A 19686-nucleotide genomic window follows, 5' to 3' on the forward strand; every position below is an offset into this window, starting at 1 on the left:
TGGACTATTCCGCCGCTACCGTGGCCGACTTTTCCACCGCCGCTCTCACATCAGGCCGTTTCGTTCACCGGCTCTTTCAACGGGAGGCCTTGAGGCTTCGGCCCTTGGCTGCCCGCGCGGCGAGACGCCGGCCGATCCAGGAGAGGTAGGAGCAGGAGATCAGGAACCAGGCGCCGACGAAGACGTAGGCCTCCAGCGCCTGGTTTCCCCAGGCAACGTCGCTGAAGGCCATGCGGGCGGTGGCGCTGAGGTCGTGCAGGCCGAGGATCACGACGAGGGAGGTGTCCTTGTAGGCGCCGATCGTGCTGTTGACGAGGGCGGGCATCGCCCGCTCGATAGCCTGTGGCAGAAGCACGAGGCGGGCCGTCTGCCAGAAGCCGAGGCCGAGCGAGGAGGCGGCCTCGTGCTGTCCTGCGGGCAACGCCATCAGGCCGCTGCGCACATCCTCGGCGAAATAAGCGGCATGGAAGAAGACGAGCGCGATGAGCACTGCCACGATCGGGTCGATCGCAATGCCCTTGGGCAGGGTCAGCGGCAGCACGAAGACGCCAACGAAGAGCAGCGTCACCATCGGCACACCGCGCATGATCTCGACATAGGCGCCCGCGGCGCGGTGCAGCAGCCGATGGCGCGTCTGGTAGCGGGCAAGCGCAAGCAGCACGCCGACCGGTAGTGCCAGGGCGAGCGCGATGGTGGAGAGGATGAGAAGGATCGGCAGGCCGTTCCATCTGTTGGCATCGACCGGAACAAGGCCGAGCACACCGCCGCCCATCAGGACGAAGGATGCGGCCATGCCGGCAAGCCAGAGCGCCGCAAAGAGGCGGATGTCCAGCCAGCGCCCGCTGACGGCCATCTGGCCGGTAGCGATGGAGAGGCCAAGCAGCAGGAATGAGACCAGCATCGGCCGCCACTGCTCATCGAACGGATAGGTGCCGAAGAGGATGAAGCGGGATTTTTCGACCCAGAAGGGCCAGCAGGCACCGGCAGCTTCGGCGCAGGCGGCAGGGTCGGCGAAAGGCGGCACGGCGGCGAGCACAAGCCAGTCGATGATGATCCAGAGGATCACGAGGGCGAGGCCGCCGCTTGCCAGCGACAGGAGGCTGGAGCCTGGCCGGGAAAGCTGCCTTCGCAGCCACGTCGAGGCTCGGCCGTTTAGAGCAGGCTGGATGTCTACGCTCATCGCGATCCTCGTCCTTCCCGGGCGCGGATGCGCGCGCTCCAATGGTTCAGCGCGCCGGTGAGCGCAAGGCAGAGCAGCAGGTAGATCGCCATGGTGATCAGCATGGTTTCCAGCGGCCGGAAGGTCTGGTTGATCGCTGTGCCCGCGACGGACATGAGGTCGGAATAGCCGACGGCGATGGAGATCGACGTGTTCTTCAGGAGATTGGCGAACTGATTGTTAAGGGGCGGAACGACGGTTCGCAGTACCTGCGGCACGACGATGAGCCGGGTCGTCTGGCCGCCCTTGAGGCCGAGCGCCGCGGCCGCCTCGATCTGGCCCTGCGGAACGGTCTCGATGCCGCCGCGGAGCACCTCGGCGATCTGGGCGCCATGATAAAGGCCGAGCGCGACCGCCACTGTGCAGAACTGGATGGAAAGGGCGACACCGCCCTTGACCGAAAAGCCTTCCAACGCCGGCCAGGATAGCCCGAGCGGCGCGCCAAGCGCGACGGCGAGAACCGCCGGCACGGCGACGGAAAGGGTGAGGGCTATCGGCAGCACGGGCGCGCGACGGCCGAGAAGGGCCTGCCTGCGGGCGGCCCGGCGGATCCACAGCCAGACGAGGAGCGGAACGAGCAACAGGCAGGCGACGAGCCAAAGGGTGTTGCGCGGATCCTCCGAAAGCCAGGGCAGATAGATTGCCCGGTTGGAGATCGTGAAGGGGCCGAGCACCAGCGCCTGCCGGATGGCCGGCAGGCCGTTCACCGCGGCGACGAAGATGACCAGCAGGACCAGGATCTTCGGCAGGTTGCGGAACAATTCAACATAGGCGAGTGCGAACAGCCGCGCGAGAGGTGCCTTGCTGACGCTGAGAAGACCGAGCAGCAGGCCCGCGAGGGAAGCGATGACAAGGCTCGCCACGGCGACCACGATGGTGTTGGCAAGGCCGGCGAGGATCGCACGCAGATAGCTGTCATTCGCGCCGTAGGGAATGAGCGTTTCGCTGAGGTCGAACCCGGCCTGCTGGATAAGGAAGGCGAAGCCCGGCTCAATGCCGGCTGCCATCATATTGGAATGGATGTTGTAGGCGATGAGGGCGAAGGCCGCGAGCATCGCAAGGCCGACGCCGATATCGGGCCAGGAAACGGCAGGCCGCGTCCGGGGTGGACCGTCCTGCGCAGCGTGAGGGATTTGCAGCTTCTGGTCCATGGACGCTCACGGGCTCGTTTCTGCCGGTTGGCGTGGCCGGGTGGGGGCTTGGAACCGGTCTACCAAAGCCTTCTGCGCGTCGGTCTCCGGTCCGGACCCGGCGCTGGCGACAAGGGCCGCGGCCTCCACCGTCTTGAGGCCGAGGGCTCGCAGGATGCAGATGGCAAAGGTGCCAGTGCGGCCGATACCGGCCGCGCAATGCACGAAGACATTTCCGCCGCCCGATAGGTGCTGCGCCGCCTCGTCGGCGAGTGCGAAGAGGGCAGCTTCATCTGCCGGAATGCCGAAATCTGCGATCGGGAAGCGAACAATGGCGATGTTTATTTCGCCGCCAAGGGCGATCGCATAGGACGGCGCCTTCTCCTCGATCTCCGCAAGCGGGGTGAGGCTGACGATCCGGGTGATGTTTCGCGCCCGTAGATCGTCCATGTCATCGCCGAACGGGCGACGCCGGCCGGGCATCGGGCCGAGCCAGAGTTCGCCGGCAATGCCCTGCGGCAGCCGGACAGGGCGCAGGAAGGGCGTTTCGGTCATGTGGTTTCCGCCGCAAGGTCGGCAAGAAGGGCGGTTGGCGTCTGCGCCGCCGAAACGGCCGCCACGGTTGCGCGCATCGCCGAGAAGGCAGCGTCGATATCCTCGCGCGCTGCCTGCATGCGCCAGCGGATAACCCGCCAGTGCAGGGCGGCATGGGCCTCGGCGGCGATGGGGTCCTGCACCAGGCCGGAGACGAGGTCGAGGAACTGGGTGCGGATGGCGAAATAGCTTGCGAGCGGCGCCTCGCCCGGATTGGCCGTAAGCTCGGTGATCGTGGCCAGCTGGATACGGGTAGACATGGCGAAAGCCGGAACGCAGCAGCGCGTGCAAAGACGCAGCATATCCGACAGCATGGAGAAATGCAGGTCGCGCTGGGCGGGATCAAGCGTGCTCACCACCGTGCCGACGCCCGAACGCGTTTCGAGGAGATGCTCGAAGGAGAGCCGTTGCAGGACCTGGCGGATCGGCGTGCGGCTGACGCCGAATTCCTGCGCCAGCTTGCCCTCGTGCAGCATCATCGGCGTGTCGGGATGGGTGGTGCAAATGCGGAAGCGCAGCTCCTGCAGCATATCTTCCGAACGGGGCGGACCGGATCTCGATATTTGCGGTAAGCTCACGCCTTTGCCTTTCCATTCGCTTGGCGCGCATCCGCGCGGCCGTTGTCGTGAATATGCAGCCAGGCTTCCTGAAGAGGACTTTCGACCGACTCCGGAAAAGCCTTGCGCATCGTCGACAGAGCTTCCTCGACGGAAAGGCCCTGCCTGTTGAGAATATGGGCGGCAGCCATGCCGCTCCGTCCAGCGCCGTAGCTGCAGCAGAGCGCAATGGCCCTCCCTTCAGCAAGCAGCGCTGAAACCCGCGTCTCCAGCCGCAGCCACGCCCGCGTCCACGCCGCACCGGGTGCGGAAAAATCGTCGATCGGCAGTGCGGCAAAGGCCATACCGGCTTGTTTGACCTTCTCGCGCAGTATTGCCCGCAGGCGGGGCGGACAATCGCTGTCGCGTGCCAGGAAGAGGAAGAGGGCGGCTTTGCGGGCGGCGAGTGCCGCCAACGTTTCGTCGACGCCGTGAGGATCGATCCAGGGACTGCCCCGATGGTCGATGGTCAGGCCGGGTGCGCCGAGGGTCACCAGACGCCCGCCGCCGGGGCAATCGACGGTGGCGCGGATGGATATGGGATCGTCAACATCCGCCACGCCGCCTCTCCTCCGTCTGGCCGTCAGCCTCACCGTATCGGATAGGCGTACATCAGGCCACCTTTGCTGGCAGGCGCATTCTGACTGCCCTCGCGCTTCAGATTGAAAGGGGTCGCAGGGCCAAGATGGCGATCGAACACCTCGCCGTAGGAGCCGACCTGCTTGATCAACTGATAGGCCCAGTCGGCGGGCAGTTTCATCTTTGCTGCCATGTCGGCAGTCGCACCGTCCTTGGCGAAGAGACGCTGCACGGCCTTTGGCTGCTTGTCGAGATCGGCGACGGTGGCATCGACATTCGTCGAGTTGATGCCGAGTTCGTCGGCGTTCAGCATGACCTGAAACGCCCAGCGCACGGCTTTTTGCAACGTGTCGTCCGGTTGGGTCACCAGCGTCAGCGGCTCGGCGGAGATTATCTCCGGCAGAAGCTCGTAGTCATCGGGATTCTTGGCGAGGCGCCGGTCGGCGGCGAGCGCCGTCATGTCGGAAGCATAGGCGTCGCATTTGCCGGCGAAGAAAGCCTGGAGGCGCGCTGTCTTGTCGGCAATGTTCTCGACCTTGTAGTCCATGCCCTCGGCGGCGAACCAATCTGCGATGTTGAGCAGCGTCGTCGAGCCGTCCTCGGCGCAGATCGTCGCGCCCTTCAATTCCTTGGCCGATTTTACGCCAAGCGCCTTCGACACCATGAAGCCCTGGCCGTCATAGAAAGTCGTTGCGACGAAGGAGAGACCGGGATCGGCCGAGCGCGTGCCGGTCTCGGTGACAGAGCGGGACGCCATGTGTGCCTGCCGGGAAACGAGGCTCTTCAGCGAGTCGGAAAAGCCGATGCCGCGAATATCTGCCTTGCTCGCGTCACCGAGGATTGCCGCTGCCGCCATGCGGCAGAAATCGGCATTGAAACCCTGGAAGACGCCATTGCTATCCGGCACGGAGAAGCCGGGCGCACTCGGACTGACCAGGCAGACGAGCTTGCCGCCCGAGACGACCTCGTCGAAAACCGGGCCAGCCTGCGCATGGGACGTGACTGCGAGAGCGGCAGCGCCGGCAAGCGCTGCTGTGAGATAAGATCGAAGCATGATATTCCCCCTCCTGCTCAGGTAGAGACAGCTATACCTGTATACATGTTCAGCGTAGGAGAGGGTTTTCCCGCTGTCAACTGACTTTCGATGACTCTGGTCGGGTTTGCCCGGTCAATCTTGCGTTTGGTGATTTGTGTGTGTGACTACACGAGGAGGAGAGTCCCCCGGCTTGCCGGAGAGGCCGCCGCTCGGGAAAACCAAGCATTGGCTTGGCCGCCTCGTCCATGTAGCGGTCAGTTCGGTTGGGAGGCGAAATCGCGCTCCTCACTCGAAGCCTTCATTCTGGTGTGGCCTCGCTGAGGCTGGCTCCAATGCCGAGCGTGCGCAGCCCGTGCTCGGCCAAATCGGCATCCTTCCAGGTCAGGAAGTCAACGCTTCTATCAGCGGCCGGGGCCCGATCTCTGCCAAATCGGTGCCGTCGAGCAAACTCGCCCGACGGTACTGTGAACGTTATTTGGCGATGCGGCGCGCCCTTGCTTCCTGCAGCGAAATCAACTGTTTCGACGCTTCATCCCACAGGATGAGCTTCACGCAGCCGAGGCTTTCCCTGATCGTGATGCGCCCAAGATCCCCCAGTTCAGGATAGTCGCGCAGAACTTTCGGAAGCCGATAGAACGGAACGCGGCTCGACAGGTGGTGGATATGGTGCAAGCCGATATTGCCGGTGATCCAGCGCAGGGGGCGGGGCAGATCGTAGTGTGAGGCGCCATGCAGGGCCGCGTATTGGAACGTCCATTCCGGAGGGCTCGACCAATGGGTGTCTTCGAACTGGTGCTGAACGTAGAATAGCCAGACACCGGCCGCTCCCGCGAGGAGCACGATCGGCAGGTGGATTACGAGGAACGGAACAAGGCCGACCGCCCAGACGAGCAGCGCGACGAGGACGGCGATCGCGGCATTCGTCGCCATTGTCGAAACCCATGGCAGCGCTCCGGACCGCATCATGCCGAACGGCAGCCTTTGCTTGACGAGAAAGAGCCAGGCGGGGCCGATGCCGAACATGACGAGGGGATGCCGGTAGAGGCGGTAGCTGAGCCGTTGCCAGCGCGTCGCCCTCTCATATTCCGCGACAGTGAGTGTCGTGATGTCACCAACACCTCGCTCGTCGAGGTTCCCGGCCGAGGCATGGTGTTCCGCATGGGCGCGACGCCAATAGTCATAGGGCGTTAGGGTCAGCGCGCCGATTGCTCGTCCCGTCCAGTCATCCAGGCGCCGCCGGCCGAAGAAGGAGCCATGGCCGCAATCATGTTGCAGCATGAAGAGGCGCAAGAGAAATCCTGCCGCGGGAATGATGAGGATCATACCCAGCCAAAAGCCGAAGTGCATCGAGGCCCAGGCGCCAGCCCAAAGGAGGGCGAACGGAATGAGGGTCACAGCCAGTTCGAACGCGCTTCGGCCCATATGGGGCTGGCGGTAGCCGGACAGGATTTTAAGCCAGGCTTTTTCACGGTCGGCGCCATTGGGGGCAGTCGCGTTCAACGAGGTCATCGGCAGATGGCGTTTCCGGTTGTGCCCCGTCACTTGAGGGGCAATTTGATGCAGGTTTAAAAGTAGGCTTCTTGGAGTGTTCCGTGCCTGCCCGGAGACTATCTTTGACGCGCTTTCCGGTTTGCGTAGCGCAGATCGCGTGCGGCCTTTCGCGCGGCCTCGTCTGCAATCACGCGTGCAACGCGCTCAGCTTCCGATTTCTGGCGCTCTTCCGCTTCTGCGATTGCGGCAGCCTGGGCAGCCGCTTCTCGTTCGGCCGCTTCCACTTCGGCGCGCGCCTGCTCTTCCAGTTTTACGCGCGCGCGCTCGATCCGCCGCTCTTCCCGCGCAGCTGTGATGGATGCGCGTTCCGCCTGACGCGCGGCTCGCGCCGGCTCGTCGGATGCCCGTGCGGCCTTGTAGGCGTTCAGCAAAGCCGCTTTTGCCTCGGCGGAGGCCGTGCGGCGGTCGGAAAGCTGGCTGTTTCTAGAGTTTTTCAAATCGTTGTCCAGACTGTGGTGGGTGTTATGGGGGATGCTAGCGCTTGGTCGCCATCCACAAGACATGGCGGGCGCCGTTCTTGCCGTTGGCGCGCACGCTCACTTCGTCTGTGGCAAAGCCGACCTCGCGCAAGCGACGGGTAAAGGCGCGGTCCGGCGCAGACGACCAGAGGGCGAGCACGCCGTTCGGCCGAAGGGCAGTCTTGGCGGCCCGAAGACCGTCGTGGCTATAGAGGTTGTCGTTGGACGCGCGCGTCAGTCCATCGGGGCCGTTGTCGACATCGAGCAGAATCGCGTCATATGCGGCCTTCTTCGACCGAATAAGGGCGCCGACGTCGCCGAGATGGATATCGACGCGGGGATCATCGAGCGTGCCGCCGTGGAGATCCGCCAAAGGTCCGCGCGCCCATTCGACGACGGCGGGAACGAGTTCGGCGACGACGACACGGGCGTCTTGAGGAAGCTGGGCCAGCGCGGCCCGCAGCGTAAACCCCATGCCGAGGCCGCCGACGAGCATGCCGGGGTTTTTGCGACCCGCAATCCGCTCGCAACTCAACGCAGCAAGTGCCTCTTCCGAGCCGCTCAGCCGGCTGTTCATCAGCTCCGTCGAGCCGAGCATGATCGAGAATTCGCTGCCGCGCTGCTTCAGGCGCAATTCGCCAGCGTCACCGGGGATGGTCGCGCGATCAAGATTGGTCCAGGGAAGCATCGGAGCGTCTCATTGGGTTGTTTGGACGCCTCCTAGCTGTAGCGGCTTGCCAACATAAGCGCCTCTGCTCGCAAACATCGGCATTTTCTGCTCGAATTATCTGACAATGGAGCGGGCGTCGTGCTCACGCTCCCTGCCAATGTGCTCGCAAACATCCGGGTCTGCTTGCAAACATCCCCCACGTGCTCAGATTAATTGCCAGCGACGGCATGGTCAAACCGGGACGCCTGCCTGTCGTAGTTGCTCGGTCAGCTGACGGGAATATTCGGGATCAAGGGTGCCCGCCAGGAAGGCGCGGATATCCGACGGCCGAGCATTGAGGTGCGTGACCAGAGCCGTCGCATCGTAACCATTTCGGGTCAACGTCGGTTCGAGATCGTCGATGGCGCGGGACAGGACCTGCTCGACGATTTCGGCGGTAACCGGCTTGGCGCCGAGGCGAAAGCCCTGCTCGAATGCGAGGGTGAGATGCATCTCGATCTGAAGCGGCGTGCGCAAACGTTCGGCGATGAGGTCGATGGCTTCTTCCTCGAGGAGTTCGCCAACCTTTACGCCTTCGGCCGCACAGGCGCCAAGCAGCCAGGCAACATAGTCGCGGCGCGCGGAGCCGATCCCCTCGTAGTCAAAAATGGTCGTGCGGTAGCCAATCTCCTCCATTTGCGGCCGGCGCAGATCATTGCGCAACCGGGGATGCCCGACAAGAAGTACGGAAAGGAGCACGCCGGCGTCGGCGACCACCTCCATCAGTCGCTTCAGGCCGGTTAAGGTCTTGTGGTGCAGGTCATGGGCCTCGTCGACCACGAGGACGATCGGCCGTTTGCCTTTTTTCATGATGTCGCGCAGGTCGCGCTCCCGGCGCTCGGCCTGCTTGGGGATCTTGACCTGCGCACGATCGCCGGGAGACAAGTCGTAGAACAGGGCTTCAATGAGCGATGGCAGCGAAGTGCGCCGCTTGTCGACCGCCAGCGATTTGGCGAGTGCGACCTTGCCGGCTTTGGTGAGTTCGGCCTCGATGCGGCGCAAAAGGTGGGTTTTCCCCGAACCGACCAGGCCGGAGACCACGACAAGCCGACCGGTCTGGACGGCCGCACACACCTCGCGGATGATCGTGCGCTGATGCTCGGTCTCAAAGTTGCCGGCCCCTTGGAAAGGCCGGTCGAGGCCGTAACTGGATTGAACGTCAGCGAGCATCATTCTTCCTTTCTTCGCGCCTGGAAGCGTTCGCGGATACGGGCCGCGATCATCTTTTTGTCGAGTGTTTCTCCAAGCAGTTCATTGATGAAGGCGCGGTCACCGGCATTCATCGCGCCGATCGGCCGGCCGAGCTGGTCGGCGATGGCCCCACGGGCTGCGAGGCCATTTGGATAAGCGGTCTCTATTGCGGGTTCCGGAAACGGTGTCCGCCGTACACTCAGCCCAGCCGTGGTCGGGGGCAGCGAAGGCAATGGACGATCCCCGCCGGTGACCGCGGCGCGGGGGAGCCCAAGTTGGTCTGCCAGGCGCACCACCTTGTCGAGCCGCTCTTCGAGCTTGCTCTTCTGGTATTTGCGATAGCGAAAGAGGGGAACCGCCCCGCGCGAAGGTTGGAATGGACCGAAGCGCTTGCCCTCATGCTCGACGAACAGTTCCTGATCGAACAGGCCCCAGAGCAAGGTCACCGTTTCGCCGGCAAGTTCGGGCTCGACCTCATAGGATGCGCCTTCGACCGATACGGTCGCGTCTCCAGCAACCGTCCGTCGTTCCGGTTCGCGCGCAAAGGCGCAGAACCGCTCCCAGGAGCACATCGCCCGCACCCCGTCAGGAGGAAGATGCCGCAGCCAATCCTCGATGCGTGCATGAGACTCTGTGCGATGGTCGCCGTTATTGTAGGTGACCAAGGCGCGCCTGAGCCAAAGGTTGGCTTCCTCTTCGTCCTTCGGCTTGTGGAAATGATAGAGGGTCTCGTGCACTTCCTTGATCGTGCGAAACGGCCGCTCGACCTTGCCTTTCGCTCGCGCCGGCGTGCGCCGCTCGCTGTCCGACGGGGGCATATGCGTGAGAACCCGGACACCAAGGCTACCCATGACGGACTGGAAAACGCGCGAGCGGCTCACCGGCCCGTTATCCATATGGATGGTCGTTGGAATCCCCTGAAGCGGCAGTTCCGGTTCAGGCTTGGCGGCGAAGGCATTGTAGAGAAAGCGCAAGGCGGACTCCGCGTCCTCGCCGTAGACGGAGCGGTATTCCTGATAGCTCGCGCCGGAGCGATCATCGACCACGGAGAACAGCATCAGCGTCGGCCGGCCGCGCCCTTCCTCGACCCAAAGCGGCGCTTCCACCTGCTTCAGGTCGGACGGGCTCATGTCGAAGTGCCAGAGTTCGTTGGAACGCCGCGCCTGGAATCGGACGGCAGCCACCGGGCGGGTGACGCGCGCATAATCCAGGCCGGAAACACGCAGCAGCCGATCGACCGTTGCGCGTTTCAAGATGCCGGGCGGTGCACGGACCAGGCCATCGGGCGTCACCACGCCGTCTTCCTCAAGCAGCTTGATGGCGCGCGCCGTGGAGATATGCCGCCCCTTCCGGTTCGCCGTTCTGATCTTCAGGGCCGCGATGATTTCGGCATAGGTTTCCATCTCCGGCTGCGGGGCGATCCGGGAGGTTCCGTGATCGGCGCGCCGTACGGATTTCGGGCGGTTCAACTCCCGCAGCGCCCGATACAGGGTCCAGATCGAGATGCCGTAGGCATCGGCGGCACGAGCAACAATCTCGGTACGGCCTGGATCACGGGGAGAAAGCAGCGACAATCGGCGTCGAAGATCGACAAGAGCCTCTCCGGGCGGCCGCTTTCTCCGCTCAGCCATGGACGTCCTCGGATTCCACTGTTTTGGGAGAGCCACCCTTCTTGCCGATATGACGATAGAGGGTTGCAACAGAAACCCCCATGCGCTGCGCAATATTGCGTACCGGTATGCTGCCTTCCTTCATCAGGGCGCGCGCCGCGGCAATATCGCCCGGGCGCATCGCGGGCGGGCGGCCACCCTTGCGGCCACGTTGCCGCGCCTCGACCAGTCCAGCCGTCGTGCGTTCGCGGATCAGAGCACGTTCGAACTGGGCGATCGCACCGAAGACATGGAAGGTCAGCATGCCGCCCGGCGTCGTCGTATCAATGCTCTCGGTCAAGGACACGAGCCCGATCTTCGCGCGCTCCAACTCTTCCGCCGTCGCGATGAGCTTCTTTAGCGATCGCGCCAACCGATCGAGTTTCCAGACAACGAGCGTGTCACCAGTGCGAAGCACGTCGGAGAGAATTCGGCCCAATTCCGGGCGGTCATCGCGAGCGCCTGACCCGCGCTCGGTAAACACCTTCTCGCAACCGGCGCGTCTCAGCGCCTCAAGCTGAAGCTCCGGATTTTGATCGATCGTGCTGACCCTGGCGTACCCGACCCGCATAGCCATCCAAATGTTCTTGAAAGTCGTTGGACACATAGCATTTTGCGACAACCGTTTCTATAACAGTTTTGAGAAGATTCCATCGCGCCATTCAAGGGGCGTGACGGCATGCGCTATGGCATGCTCAAAAACCCTCGTTTATGACAAACGATCCATGGAAACCAACTATGTGTCTGACGGCCGAATATTCGCGACATGGAGCAGGGAACCTTACGCATCGAAAATCGGGCGGTCCCCGATCTTGTCCCCCTTGTATGGGATACTCCGGGAATTGAGGCGGCGATACCAAAGGATGCGGTCGGCCAGGCCGTTACCATGTTCGAGCCGCAGGAATGCGCCAACTACTTCAAATCTTGCGGATATGACCCCGAGTAATGTGGACGTGCTCTAGGTCACCCAGAGGGGCGCTCGCATCGAGTATAACCTTAAGCGCGATTGCTTCCGGTGAACCATCCTCCATATGTACGGGATGTACAGCCCACACAGACTTTTCGAGAACCACATTCTCAACAGAAACCTCATAAAGCCTACCCGACGCGAGCTCATCGAGGACAGTGCTCCTCATCACGATCGAAATGCCGAGACCAGCTCGAACTGCATGCTTCACAGCCTCAGTGCTCCCGACATTGAATGAGATTGGGAATTGCTCTGCCGCTTGGCCGAAGGCCTCGCGGAGCACGGATCCGGTACCGGTTCCACGTTCTCCGCCAATGAGGGACTCTTGAAATAACTCTGCCGCTTCAATTGTTTTTCGCGTCCTCCAATTATGCTGTGGGGATACGATTATTACCAGCTTTTCCTTCCGCCAAAGGCGGGCTTGATATCCTTTTCGATCGTCCCACCATTCGGTAAAGGCTAGATCAATCTCCTTCCTCAAGAGCTTTTCGATGATTTCAGGATTTGAGGCAACGGCCACCTCAGGTGGCCGGCCTTGAGCATCCTGTAAACGCTTCAAGTGGACTGGCAAAATATAGGTACCGATGTTAGTACTGGCACCCAACGTAATCCGGCCGCTGTGCAGGCGGTCCAGAGATCTCTTCGTGACGGTCAAAAGGCTGCGTGCGAATGGCAAGAATACGAGCCCTTGCCGAGTCGGCACACACTTGTCCTTCCTCCTCTCGACCAGCCGCACCCCTAGTATATCCTCCAATCGTTTCACATTATGTGAGACAGTCGGTTGGGATATCTGAAGCCGTCGCGACGCCTCGTGAAAGCTGCCAGTTTCGATTACCTCTATGAATGCTGCGACATGCGAAAGGCTAAACATTACTTTCTCTAATCAAGGAATTAGTTGAACCTCGTTAATTGCCGCACGAGGTCTTCGGCCTTGGACAAAATCTATAATGTTGTCAGCAGCCTCGTGCTCGATAGCCAAACGCGACTTCGCCACTGCTGAGCCTATGTGGGGTGTCAAGATCGAATCATGTTCGCGATTGAGGAGACCCCCGTGGACCTTGTCAGGCCGGTCGGGTCTGGCCCAGTCCTCCATCTCATAAACATCAGCGGCGTAGCCTCCCAAGCGCCCCGCCTGCAATGCAGCGACAACAGCCTCTTCATCAACCACGCTTCCGCGTGCAGGATTAATAAGAAGTGCTCCTTTGGGCATTTTGGCGAGTTGTTCAGCGCCGAGGAGATGCTTCGTTTCGGCCGAAAGCGGGAGTGCACACACAAGAAAGGTAGACGACGAGATCAACTGGTCAAATTCAAGAGGCTTTACGTTCAGTCTGATCTCATCGGCTTTGTCCAGGGATTGACGATCCCAGTACGACACAATGGCGCCGAAGGTACTTAGGCGCTGTGCTATAGCTTTTCCGATCGCTCCCATCCCTAAAATGCCGATTGCTGTGCCCTGCAGCCCAAGGCCGTAAAACCGAGGGCGCCAACCTTTGTAATCCCTCCTGACGCTCTTGTCGCCTGGCAGAATGTGCCGCCCAAGAGCAATCATCAGACCGATTGTAAGTTCGGCTGTCGGGTCAGTGAGAAGATCGGACACTATCGTGACGTGGACTCCACGCTGCGTGCAGGCTTCGATGTCGAAGTTATCGAAGCCTTTCAGCGCACATGCCACAAGTTGAAGATCGGGAGCGTGCGCGAGTACAGACGCGTCGATCATGTCCGGCATGAACGCCATCATCGCCTTGGCGTCGCTCAATTCTGCGAGCAGTTTCTCGCGGGGCCATGTATCATCAGTATCGTTGCAAACTAAACGAGCGTGGGGAGATAGCTTTGAGATAATCTCCTCGTGGACGCGATGGGTGATTACTACCTTTGGGAGCATTTAATTTATCCTTCTATTGCAGCTGGCGGCGGAGGAGAGCGCCGACCTGGTCAACGATGGTGACCATCAGAAGGACAACGAGCATGATCGCAAGAACCTCCTGATAATTCATGATCCGGAGGGATGTCATCAACTCGAAACCGATACCACCAGCTCCCACAGTGCCCAGGATTGTCGAGGCGCGGAAGTTGTACTCCCACCGATAGATGGTCACATCGGCCAATTGCGGTAGAACTTGTGGCAAGATCGCCCGCGTCACGATCTGGAACGGCGACGCACCAGCTGCGCGTGCGGCTTCTATAGGCGCATTATCGCAATGCTCGATCGCCTCCGCAAAGAACTTGCCCACCATGCCAACCGAGTGAAGACCAAGAGCCAGCACGCCTGGGAGCGCTCCAAATCCCACTGCCGCCACGAAGACGATGCCCATAATCAGCTCCGGGATCGACCGTAGACCATTCAACAATCCACGCGAGATCATATAGATGACAGCGTTGGGTGCTGTTTTCCCTGAGGCGAAAAAGCCAACTGGAAGTGATATCAGTACCGCGATCGCAGTCCCAGCTATACTCATCGCCAGAGTGTCGATGAGAGGGCTGATCCACTCCAAGCCTCGGTTGAAATCCGGGGGAAACATTTCCGTACCGAGCTGCCAGAGCGCAGGAAACCCAGATCCCAGACGCTCCAGATCAAGAAGACCGGAGTGATAACTGCTAACAATGATCACACACGCAATTGCCAACGCGATCACGCCAGCTCTGGTCCAAGCTTTGTTTTGATGTTGAAGGATAGAGTCGTAGTCGGCCGACGGCTGTGTCATCACATATCCTGGAAGAAAGGACGCAGGCCAGCGCCTGCGTCGAAAGGTGAGAAACTGTCTCGAACGCGCCTTACTGACTCAGGTCCAAGTTCAGCACTTTACCGAGCTCACGGACGACGTCGTAGGCTTTGTCATCGATCGGAGCGAACCCATCGGCTTTGAAGGATGCCAATACCTTTTCGTCTTTAAGGTCGATGAAGGCTTTGGTGATCGCCTCTTTCAACGAAGTGTCAAGATCCGACCGCATGGTCCAGGGGTACTGCGGGAACGGATCGGACTCGGCGAGGGCGATAACTTTCTTAGGATCAATGGTGCCACGAGCGACCATTGAATTGTAGATGGGCAACGAAAGTCCGCCAATCTGAGCATTGCCATTCTGCACTGCAATAGCCACGGCATCATGCGACCCTACGAAGTTCTCGCTATAGTCTTTTCCAGCCTCAACTCCGGCCTTAAGCAGCATAGATTTCGGGATAAGGTGGCTTGAGGTGGAAGCCACGTCCCCAAACGCGACCTTTTTCCCTTTTGCATCTTCAAGGCTTTCGATGCCAGCCTCTGCATTGGCGACAACTACAGCGCGATAGGTAGTTTCGCCATCCTTCATAACTGCTGCGAAAGGCTCGATATCAGCCTTGGTTTTCGCGAGCGTGTAAGAGAGCGGCCCGAAATAAGCCAACTCAAGCCGGCCGAAACGCATCGCTTCGATCATTGACGAGTAGTCGGTCGTTACGATCAGTTCAATCTCCCGACCGAGTGTCTTCTCAAGATACTCCTCGAGAGGACGATTGTTTTTGATGACAGTGGCGGCGTTCTCGTCCGGTAGCAACGCGACGCGCAATGTCTCTGGATTTGAGCCAGCATGCGCCAACGAACTCCAGCCAAGAACGGCGAGGAATGCGAGGGACAGAAGCTTCTTCATAATGCGGCCTCCATGGCAGCTAAAGGTTGATCATACTCGTAGTTGGACAAATCTTGTGTTGTGGTCGGATTTCTTGGGGCGCTGCGGTAGATCGACGCACACATTTGATCGGTCAGTTCGTCGACAGCGGCGTCCGCAACCACTTCCCCGTCGCGCATAGCAATGACCCGGTCGCCGAACCGGCGAGCTAGATCGATCTGATGAAGGCTGATCACAGCAGTGATGCCGTCGGCTGTGCATATTTCGCGAAGCTGCGACAGGACCTCGACAGCCGTTTCAGGGTCCAGACTTGCAACGGGCTCATCTGCAAGGACCAGTTGGGGCTTCTGGACCAGCGCGCGCGCAATGCCCACCCGTTGCTGCTGACCGCCGGATAGTTGATCCGCCCTGACGAGAGCCTTATCAAGAAGGCCTACGCGTTCAAGGCATTCCAACCCCAGCCTTCGATCCGAACGCGGCATAGGGAACAACGTACGCCAGCCAGAGTGGTAGCCCAGGCGGCCCGTCATGACGTTGTCGAGCGCGCTCAAGCGCCCTATGAGTTGGTGCTGCTGGAATATCATCCCAGTTCGCCTTCGGTGAATGCGAAGCTTAGTTTCCGCATCCAGAGCACCAATATCGTTAGAAGTGATCGAACCAGACGTCGGCGCAACCAAGCCGTTGAGTGTCCGGATGAGGGTAGATTTGCCTGCGCCGGATCTACCGAGGAGCACGACGAACTGACCCTGGTTGAACGTCAATGTCGTTGTCTTCAAAGCTTGGGTGCCGTTGGCATAGGTCACGGCAACTCCGTTCAGAGCCAGCATCACAATAATCCTGATCGTTAGTGGTGCATCGATTGAATATTTGCATCACTATGGGCGACATATGACGTCCGTTTATCAGGCTCGTGAAACTTCAATGACAGCACTTAAACTCAGCTCTACCTCCTCGCGTAGCTGCGATGGAGAAATTTCACCCAGAGCCGCCTGATCATGACGGCCCGGTCCCAATTCTACACCACCTTGACGGATGCTATCCCATATTCGGCCAGATAAACCGGCCCTTCTCCAGCCGCCGGGTAAAAAGGCAGGCGCCCAGACCATCATGCCAGATGATCTTCAAAATATCCGATCTGCGGCCCCTGAAGACGAAGAGATGCCCTGACAACGGATCATGCTGCAGAACCTCCTGCACCCGAAGCGCCAAGGAGGGAAAGCCACAGCGCATGTCCGTATATCCGCGCCTTCCTGGCGGGCACCCTTGATCCCGAATATTCCCGTCAGCTGACCGAGCAACTACGACAGGCAGGCGTCCCGGTTTGACCATGCCGTCGCTGGCAATTAATCTGAGCACGTGGCGGATGTTTGCAAGCAGACCCGGATGTTTGCGAGCACATTGGCAAAGAGCGTGAGCACGACGCCCGCTCCATTGTCAGATAATTCGAGCAGAAAATGCCGATGTTTGCGAGCAGAGGCGCTTATGTTGGCAAGCCGCTACACCTAGCATGACGGTCGCGCCGAAGACACCTTATTATCCGTGAGCCCCGGGGCCGAATGCAGCCGTCTGACATCGCGTCAGCCGTTTGTCAGCCGCTCGGCTAATCCTGTGCAGCTTTCAATGACACCGTTGAAACGAGCCGCGTCGAGTTCGGTCTTTCGACCGATGAAGCCCAAGCGGCTCCACCGGTAGATCGAATGACCGCTACGCGCCTTCATACCTGCCATTGAGCTGGCCATCGGGACTTCCCGTATGCAGCCGGTCTGCTGAAATGGGTCAGATCGATTGCGGCTTACTTAATCACCTTCTCGAATAGAAACCCTTCGTCATCCGGAAGATCATTCGACGCGGGATGATGTGGGTCCGGATACTTGGCGTGATGAAACGCGATGATCTTGAAGCCACATTTGTTGACGTAGAAGTGGATGTTCCTCTTCTCGAAATAGGGCGTATGGGTTCGCCACGTGATCGTCTTCGGATAACGGGCTTCGATCGCAAGCCAGGCTTTGTGACCCAGACCCTGCCCATGCTCGCCAACCTTCAGGAAAAATAGATCCAGCGTGTTGTGATGCGTGTTCTCATCGATGGTCACAACTGCGCCACCGATCTTCTCGCCGTCTGAGAGAATACGCAGTGCGACAGCTCCGGGGGCGGCGATAGAGCTGTCTAGGTCCTCGTCGGAAGGTATGGGGCCATCGGGCAGCGCTCCGTATTCATCGATAACAGCAAGAGAAAATGCCTCCTGGAGCTCTTTCTTGAAGTCGGGAGATCATTCTGATCTGCAACGGCCAGACTGACAGTTTGTATGGTCAAAACGTTTCTCCAACGGCTTATCGAACGCGGGGCCGGATTCGGTGCCCATAAGTGCGCTTTCCATAATCCCGAGCACAGCATCTTGGTTGGGCCTGGGATGACTGCGTTAGCAAGCCAAGTTTGAGGGTTCGTGGAGGGCGTGTGGAGACGACGTGGAGACGACCGGTGGAGTTGAACGAGCCGTAGAATCCGTAAGGAAGCGGCGACGAACAAAACGTCACGAGACTGCCTCGCCAAGAACCATCTCGAACATGGCGCCGCCTGTGTCAGATTTTGCGTATTGGACTTTGCCGCCATGAGCCTCAACGATCGCACGGACGACGGATAGACCCAGACCATTGCCGCCCTTTTCCAACGAGCCGGACTCTCCGCCTCTTCGGAAAGGTTCGAACGCGGAAGCGGCGATGTCCGGTGCAAGGCCCGGACCTTCGTCGGCGACACGCAGGATCACTTCGTTCCTCTCCACGCAAAGGCTGATTTCGATGAGGCCGCGTTGCGCGTATCGACGCGCATTTGTGACCAGGGCAAGAAGCGCCTGCCGGATCCGCATCGCATCGACCCGGACCGTGACATCGCAAAGGTCTAGGCTAAGCTCGAAGCCGTCCTGTTGCAGTTCCCGATCCAACACCGCAGCAAGCCGCAAGATTTCGTCCTTGAGACGAACAGGCTGAAGGCGAAGATCAAGGTGACCACTGTCAGCGAGCGTCACCGTTCGCAGGTCCTCCACCAGCCTTGCCAATGAATCGACCTGCAGCACGAGGGCACTAAGCGACTTTTCATCGGGCTCGAAGACCCCATCAATCATGCCTTGGAGTCGCCCCTTGAGAATGGTCAAAGGTGTACGCAGTTCATGGGCGATCGTGGCATTCCAGAGTGTCATATCCGAGGCCATGTCCTGCAGACGCTGGGCCATGGCGTTGAAGTCTTCGACAAGAACGGCCGTCTCCCCCAGAGAGTGATCGCCGGGGATGGCGCGAGCCGAAAGATCGCCGTCTTTGATCTGCCTGGCGCTTATCGCCAATGATTCCAACGGTTCGAGGATGCGGCGCGCCAATCGGATCGATGCGATCGCCGCGACGATCAGCGCGATTAAGATGAGAATGGCCAGAGTAATGAAATCGAAGCCCGTCAGCCAATTGTCAGCGTCTTCAGACCAGGGAGAAAAATAGAAGAGGGCGGTGAAGGCGAGATAGGTTCCAAAGAAGACCAGCAGGCCAGCCGCCAGGGTGACCGAGGCCATGGCGAGCAATATCTGCCGACTGAGCCCCTTCACGATCATGGATCGACCCCAAGGCGGTAGCCGACGCCTCGAATGCTGATCAACAAGCCTTCGCTTCCCACCTGTTCGAGCTTCTTGCGAAGCTTGCTCAAATGACTGTCGATCGTTCGATCCAGCGCATCCGAGCCGGGCAGGCAGGCGTCAACAAGTTCGGCTCGCGAGAACACCTTGGTGGGTGTCCGAGCGAGATGGGCCAGAAGCCTGAATTCCGACAGCGTGAGAGGTACGGTCACTGGCCCGTCCTCCTTCTCAATCTTAACCTGATAGCTATCGAGATCGATTGCCAGGTTTCCGACCCGGATCACTGCGCCCGCTTGGCTGAGACCCGCGCGACGCAACACGGCCTTGGCTCGCGCGACGACCTCGATCGGATTGAAGGGCTTGACGATATAGTCGTCCGCGCCGATGCGCAGGCCCTGTAACCGATCGACATCCTCATCAAGTGCCGTGATCATGATGACAGGTGTGCGGCCTCGTCTCTGGATCTCTGCGAGAAGCTCCCAGCCATCCAGGCGCGGCATAGTGATATCAGCCAAGACGATGTCGGGTTTCAACGACCGGTGCAGATCAAGCGCCACCTGCCCGTCGCGGGCATGCACGGTGCGGAAGCCTTCGCGGGCAAAGTACGCCTCAAGGATGCCGGCGATCTCCGCATCGTCCTCAGCTATCAAAACAAGTTCTGCCATGCTCATCGCACTCCTTGCAATTTACATGGCACCGAACGGTCCGTCCGTCGAGCGGCCGTGCCCCGCCTCCATAATATCGCAACAGAACCTCCACGAACCGCCAATGGAAGACTCTTAGAGCGTCACCAT

At 60.2% G+C, this 19686-nt stretch carries 22 protein-coding genes; all 22 read right to left on the minus strand.

Annotation, left to right across the window (positions count from 1 at the left end; all coding sequences use genetic code 11):
* Positions 1-76: 76 nt before the first annotated feature.
* Positions 77-1180: an amino acid ABC transporter permease gene (locus K0P03_RS23075; protein WP_272790724.1), complete on the minus strand. Its 1104-nt coding sequence runs from the start codon at positions 1178-1180 to the stop codon at positions 77-79.
* Positions 1177-2370 (minus strand): ABC transporter permease subunit, encoded by a 1194-nt coding sequence (locus tag K0P03_RS23080; RefSeq protein WP_272790725.1) that lies wholly within the window; start codon positions 2368-2370, stop codon positions 1177-1179. Before K0P03_RS23080 ends, K0P03_RS23075 begins: the two co-directional genes overlap by 4 nt.
* Before the next feature lie 6 nt (positions 2371-2376).
* Positions 2377-2904 carry a protein-tyrosine phosphatase family protein gene (locus tag K0P03_RS23085; RefSeq protein ID WP_272790726.1) on the minus strand — a complete coding sequence of 176 codons (528 nt, stop codon included), beginning with the start codon at positions 2902-2904 and terminating at the stop codon, positions 2377-2379.
* Positions 2901-3473 carry a GntR family transcriptional regulator gene (locus K0P03_RS23090; RefSeq protein WP_023512437.1) on the minus strand — a complete coding sequence of 191 codons (573 nt, stop codon included), beginning with the start codon at positions 3471-3473 and terminating at the stop codon, positions 2901-2903. The genes K0P03_RS23085 and K0P03_RS23090 overlap by 4 nt, the downstream gene beginning before the upstream one ends.
* A gap of 44 nt (positions 3474-3517) precedes the next feature.
* Positions 3518-4099 (minus strand): protein-tyrosine phosphatase family protein, encoded by a 582-nt coding sequence (locus K0P03_RS23095; protein ID WP_272790727.1) that lies wholly within the window; start codon positions 4097-4099, stop codon positions 3518-3520.
* A gap of 29 nt (positions 4100-4128) precedes the next feature.
* Positions 4129-5172: a transporter substrate-binding domain-containing protein gene (locus tag K0P03_RS23100; protein WP_272790728.1), complete on the minus strand. Its 1044-nt coding sequence runs from the start codon at positions 5170-5172 to the stop codon at positions 4129-4131.
* A gap of 453 nt (positions 5173-5625) precedes the next feature.
* Positions 5626-6663: a fatty acid desaturase gene (locus K0P03_RS23105; RefSeq protein WP_272790729.1), complete on the minus strand. Its 1038-nt coding sequence runs from the start codon at positions 6661-6663 to the stop codon at positions 5626-5628.
* A 98-nt stretch (positions 6664-6761) separates the two neighbouring features.
* Positions 6762-7142 (minus strand): DUF6481 family protein, encoded by a 381-nt coding sequence (locus K0P03_RS23110; RefSeq protein ID WP_023515533.1) that lies wholly within the window; start codon positions 7140-7142, stop codon positions 6762-6764.
* 37 nt (positions 7143-7179) lie between these two features.
* Positions 7180-7851: a spermidine synthase gene (locus K0P03_RS23115; RefSeq protein WP_130517637.1), complete on the minus strand. Its 672-nt coding sequence runs from the start codon at positions 7849-7851 to the stop codon at positions 7180-7182.
* A 213-nt stretch (positions 7852-8064) separates the two neighbouring features.
* Entirely contained in the window at positions 8065-9045 is a 981-nt protein-coding gene (locus K0P03_RS23120) for an ExeA family protein (RefSeq protein WP_003501092.1), read from the minus strand.
* Positions 9042-10694, minus strand: a complete 1653-nt coding sequence (locus K0P03_RS23125; RefSeq protein ID WP_003501095.1) for an IS481 family transposase — start codon at positions 10692-10694, stop codon at positions 9042-9044. Before K0P03_RS23125 ends, K0P03_RS23120 begins: the two co-directional genes overlap by 4 nt.
* Positions 10687-11289 carry a recombinase family protein gene (locus K0P03_RS23130; RefSeq protein ID WP_003501098.1) on the minus strand — a complete coding sequence of 201 codons (603 nt, stop codon included), beginning with the start codon at positions 11287-11289 and terminating at the stop codon, positions 10687-10689. Before K0P03_RS23130 ends, K0P03_RS23125 begins: the two co-directional genes overlap by 8 nt.
* 340 nt (positions 11290-11629) lie before the next feature.
* Positions 11630-12550: a LysR family transcriptional regulator gene (locus K0P03_RS23135; protein WP_003501100.1), complete on the minus strand. Its 921-nt coding sequence runs from the start codon at positions 12548-12550 to the stop codon at positions 11630-11632.
* A 12-nt stretch (positions 12551-12562) separates the two neighbouring features.
* Positions 12563-13561, minus strand: a complete 999-nt coding sequence (locus tag K0P03_RS23140) for a phosphonate dehydrogenase (RefSeq protein WP_003501101.1) — start codon at positions 13559-13561, stop codon at positions 12563-12565.
* A 13-nt stretch (positions 13562-13574) separates the two neighbouring features.
* On the minus strand, positions 13575-14381 hold the full coding sequence (phnE, locus tag K0P03_RS23145; protein ID WP_006473411.1) for a phosphonate ABC transporter, permease protein PhnE: 807 nt from the start codon (positions 14379-14381) through the stop codon (positions 13575-13577).
* Between the two features lie 70 nt (positions 14382-14451).
* Complete coding sequence (phnD, locus tag K0P03_RS23150; protein WP_046802286.1) at positions 14452-15300, minus strand: phosphate/phosphite/phosphonate ABC transporter substrate-binding protein; 849 nt, start codon at positions 15298-15300, stop codon at positions 14452-14454.
* Complete coding sequence (phnC, locus tag K0P03_RS23155) at positions 15297-16106, minus strand: phosphonate ABC transporter ATP-binding protein (RefSeq protein WP_006473175.1); 810 nt, start codon at positions 16104-16106, stop codon at positions 15297-15299. The genes phnD and phnC overlap by 4 nt, the downstream gene beginning before the upstream one ends.
* Before the next feature lie 208 nt (positions 16107-16314).
* A complete protein-coding gene (gene tnpB, locus K0P03_RS23160; protein WP_080600525.1) occupies positions 16315-16608 on the minus strand; it encodes an IS66 family insertion sequence element accessory protein TnpB in 294 nt (97 codons plus the stop codon).
* A 248-nt stretch (positions 16609-16856) separates the two neighbouring features.
* Positions 16857-17018 (minus strand): hypothetical protein, encoded by a 162-nt coding sequence (locus tag K0P03_RS23165; RefSeq protein WP_156031951.1) that lies wholly within the window; start codon positions 17016-17018, stop codon positions 16857-16859.
* Between the two features lie 53 nt (positions 17019-17071).
* On the minus strand, positions 17072-17500 hold the full coding sequence (locus K0P03_RS23170) for a GNAT family N-acetyltransferase (protein WP_336314302.1): 429 nt from the start codon (positions 17498-17500) through the stop codon (positions 17072-17074).
* A gap of 309 nt (positions 17501-17809) precedes the next feature.
* The gene (locus tag K0P03_RS23175; protein ID WP_024270423.1) at positions 17810-18871 is read right to left on the minus strand and encodes an ATP-binding protein; all 1062 of its coding nucleotides are present in this window, start codon (positions 18869-18871) and stop codon (positions 17810-17812) included.
* On the minus strand, positions 18868-19557 hold the full coding sequence (locus tag K0P03_RS23180; RefSeq protein WP_024270424.1) for a response regulator: 690 nt from the start codon (positions 19555-19557) through the stop codon (positions 18868-18870). The genes K0P03_RS23175 and K0P03_RS23180 overlap by 4 nt, the downstream gene beginning before the upstream one ends.
* Between the last annotated feature and the right edge of the window lie 129 nt (positions 19558-19686).

This window comes from Shinella sp. HY16 (genome assembly GCF_028534175.1).
In the GTDB taxonomy this organism is placed as follows: Bacteria; Pseudomonadota; Alphaproteobacteria; order Rhizobiales; family Rhizobiaceae; genus Shinella.

Excerpts from the sequence above, each read along its gene's own strand:
- phnD (WP_046802286.1), bottom strand. The coding sequence starts at position 15,300 with ATGAAGAAGCTTCTGTCCCTCGCATTCCTCGCCGTTCTTGGCTGGAGT.
- phnE (WP_006473411.1), bottom strand. The coding sequence starts at position 14,381 with ATGACACAGCCGTCGGCCGACTACGACTCTATCCTTCAACATCAAAAC.
- K0P03_RS23075 (WP_272790724.1), bottom strand. The coding sequence starts at position 1,180 with ATGAGCGTAGACATCCAGCCTGCTCTAAACGGCCGAGCCTCGACGTGG.
- K0P03_RS23140 (WP_003501101.1), bottom strand. The coding sequence starts at position 13,561 with ATGCTCCCAAAGGTAGTAATCACCCATCGCGTCCACGAGGAGATTATC.
- K0P03_RS23135 (WP_003501100.1), bottom strand. The coding sequence starts at position 12,550 with ATGTTTAGCCTTTCGCATGTCGCAGCATTCATAGAGGTAATCGAAACT.
- K0P03_RS23175 (WP_024270423.1), bottom strand. The coding sequence starts at position 18,871 with ATGATCGTGAAGGGGCTCAGTCGGCAGATATTGCTCGCCATGGCCTCG.
- K0P03_RS23100 (WP_272790728.1), bottom strand. The coding sequence starts at position 5,172 with ATGCTTCGATCTTATCTCACAGCAGCGCTTGCCGGCGCTGCCGCTCTC.
- K0P03_RS23090 (WP_023512437.1), bottom strand. The coding sequence starts at position 3,473 with ATGCTGCAGGAGCTGCGCTTCCGCATTTGCACCACCCATCCCGACACG.
- K0P03_RS23120 (WP_003501092.1), bottom strand. The coding sequence starts at position 9,045 with ATGATGCTCGCTGACGTTCAATCCAGTTACGGCCTCGACCGGCCTTTC.
- K0P03_RS23115 (WP_130517637.1), bottom strand. The coding sequence starts at position 7,851 with ATGCTTCCCTGGACCAATCTTGATCGCGCGACCATCCCCGGTGACGCT.
- K0P03_RS23085 (WP_272790726.1), bottom strand. The coding sequence starts at position 2,904 with ATGACCGAAACGCCCTTCCTGCGCCCTGTCCGGCTGCCGCAGGGCATT.
- phnC (WP_006473175.1), bottom strand. The coding sequence starts at position 16,106 with ATGCTGGCTCTGAACGGAGTTGCCGTGACCTATGCCAACGGCACCCAA.
- tnpB (WP_080600525.1), bottom strand. The coding sequence starts at position 16,608 with ATGGTCAAACCGGGACGCCTGCCTGTCGTAGTTGCTCGGTCAGCTGAC.
- K0P03_RS23165 (WP_156031951.1), bottom strand. The coding sequence starts at position 17,018 with ATGGCCAGCTCAATGGCAGGTATGAAGGCGCGTAGCGGTCATTCGATC.
- K0P03_RS23105 (WP_272790729.1), bottom strand. The coding sequence starts at position 6,663 with ATGACCTCGTTGAACGCGACTGCCCCCAATGGCGCCGACCGTGAAAAA.
- K0P03_RS23125 (WP_003501095.1), bottom strand. The coding sequence starts at position 10,694 with ATGGCTGAGCGGAGAAAGCGGCCGCCCGGAGAGGCTCTTGTCGATCTT.
- K0P03_RS23180 (WP_024270424.1), bottom strand. The coding sequence starts at position 19,557 with ATGGCAGAACTTGTTTTGATAGCTGAGGACGATGCGGAGATCGCCGGC.
- K0P03_RS23080 (WP_272790725.1), bottom strand. The coding sequence starts at position 2,370 with ATGGACCAGAAGCTGCAAATCCCTCACGCTGCGCAGGACGGTCCACCC.
- K0P03_RS23130 (WP_003501098.1), bottom strand. The coding sequence starts at position 11,289 with ATGGCTATGCGGGTCGGGTACGCCAGGGTCAGCACGATCGATCAAAAT.